This window comes from Microcoleus sp. F4-D5, assembly GCF_036704885.1.
Taxonomy (GTDB): domain Bacteria; phylum Cyanobacteriota; class Cyanobacteriia; order Cyanobacteriales; family Microcoleaceae; genus Microcoleus.
Genome location: NZ_JAUBSX010000180.1, coordinates 1 through 1,889, shown reverse-complemented (window position 1 = coordinate 1,889; position 1,889 = coordinate 1). Strand labels below are relative to the sequence as shown.

Sequence of the window (1,889 nt, the reverse complement as noted above, 5' to 3'; positions counted from 1 at the left end):
GTCATTGGTTTTCTCACAGGATGGTCTTGGATCTTACATTCTTTATCTCTAGCACATCTTTAGAAAAATGGTATAAACACGGGAGCATTTAAAGATAATTGTTCTGGTGAATGACTAATCATAAAGTCACAAATGCCATTCAGTCCTTTGACTCGATCAATATTAAATTCCGTACCGGAAAAGAGGCTGATTTGACGATCGCACCGCCTGCGGAGTTCAATCAATACCGGAGCGACTATCATCTCCGATCGCGCTTTTTCCGTGTCAATTCCCAAGGCTAAGGGAATATTTTCGGCTAAGGTTTCCTTTAAAAGCTGACTGGGTGCGATCGGTTCTACAGCCGTAAAGACTTCAGATACTTCTCTAATTGTTAAGCCGAGTTTATGCTTAATATCATCTAGGGAAAATTCGCTATAAGACATAATAGTTGCACCTTTCACTCCGTCGCTCTAATTTTATATTTAGATCGCGTTCGTTAAGCCAGGAAGCTATTCATAGCTTTGTCCCGATTTTGGTAGGTTTTTACGAACGGATGTTCCCAACAGATATGACCAATAATAACCTTTGTTCCCGATAAGAGCTCGCTCTGAATCTCCAACTGAGCGCCAATCTGCTCGACCCGCTGCCACATTCCACCCAGACCAAATCCGCTGACTTGCTACTGCGGATCGAACCCGCATCTGTCGTTACGTACAGACAGGTACAGCCGATAGCACGGAGTAAACAATCAAGTGAGCGTGAGTTGTTAGCAGATTATGGGCTGTACCTCTGCTCGGCATTGCTCTGTCAAATCGTGCTGCTCTGAACAAAATCGTCCTAATGCTTTGCGATCTACCGAACGTCATATATCAATATCTGAGGTACGAACTCTAAAAACCGAGTTAACTTTGCTCGCAGTCTTGGGATTTGGTGATCGTACAATCTGCCGAACGTCATATATCGATATCTGAGGTACAGACTCTCACCGCAGAGTTGATTTTGCTCGCAGTCTTGGGATTTGGTGATCGTATAATCTGCCGAACGTCATATATCGATATCTGAGGTACGGGTTTTAAACACAGAGTTAACTTTGATCGCAATCTTGGGATGGTGAGCTCGCCTAATCTACCGAAATGCACTCGGTGAACGTCATATATCGATATATGAGGTACGATTCTCAAAACCGAGTTAACTTTGAGAATAGTCTTGGGATTTGGCGATAGACTAAGGTTGAACTTCATATATTGATATATGAGGTACGAATCTAAAAACCGAGTTAACTTTGAGAATAGTCTTGGGATTTTGCGATCGTACAATCGGTCGAAATGCACTTCAGAGTTAAATCGCTGATAATATCTAAGCTCATATTATCAACTAATTTAGTCAGAGCCACAGCAAGAGGCTTCTGCGACAGGGGAATTCGCTCAATCAACAGCCTTACCGCTTGCTCATCTCCACAAGCGGCTGCTTTATAAAGCTTCTCAATCGACTCCCTCGGCAACACAGACAGCGACTCAGGAGTCAGTTGCACAACGTGCTCATCCTGTTCGGACTTCCTCGGCGACTCCTCTTCATAGATATAGCGAACACCCAAATGAAGCGCCATCTTCTCAAAAATTACTGTTTCTCGGAACGGTTTGGCAACAAAGTCATCGAAGCCGTTCGACATGGCGAGTTCCTGGGTTTTAACAAAAGCATTAGCGCTCAAAGCAATAATTTTAGTGTTAGAACCGTTAGGCAGAGTTCTAATTTTTTGAGCAGCTTGAAAGCCGTCTAGAGCAGGCATCCTCAAATCCATCCAAATTAAATGCGGCTTGTACTTTCGCCACAATTTAATACCATTTTTCTAAAGTTATGCTAGAGTTACCTGAAAAGTAAAGGAGAATATTAAAATGTCTGGGCGTCCTCAT

The 1,889-nt window shown here is 43.0% G+C and carries 2 protein-coding genes; both read right to left on the bottom strand.

The window, feature by feature from the left end; translation table 11 throughout:
* Nucleotides 1-59 precede the first annotated feature (59 nt).
* The gene (locus QUA80_RS33400; protein ID WP_333429185.1) at nucleotides 60-422 is read right to left on the bottom strand and encodes a hypothetical protein; all 363 of its coding nucleotides are present in this window, start codon (nucleotides 420-422) and stop codon (nucleotides 60-62) included.
* Nucleotides 423-1,255: 833 nt separating this feature from the next.
* On the bottom strand, nucleotides 1,256-1,810 hold the full coding sequence (locus QUA80_RS33395) for a response regulator (RefSeq protein ID WP_333429184.1): 555 nt from the start codon (nucleotides 1,808-1,810) through the stop codon (nucleotides 1,256-1,258).
* Nucleotides 1,811-1,889 lie beyond the last annotated feature (79 nt).

Coding starts and splice junctions, on each gene's coding strand:
- QUA80_RS33400 (WP_333429185.1), bottom strand. CDS start 422: ATGTCTTATAGCGAATTTTCCCTAGATGATATTAAGCATAAACTCGGC.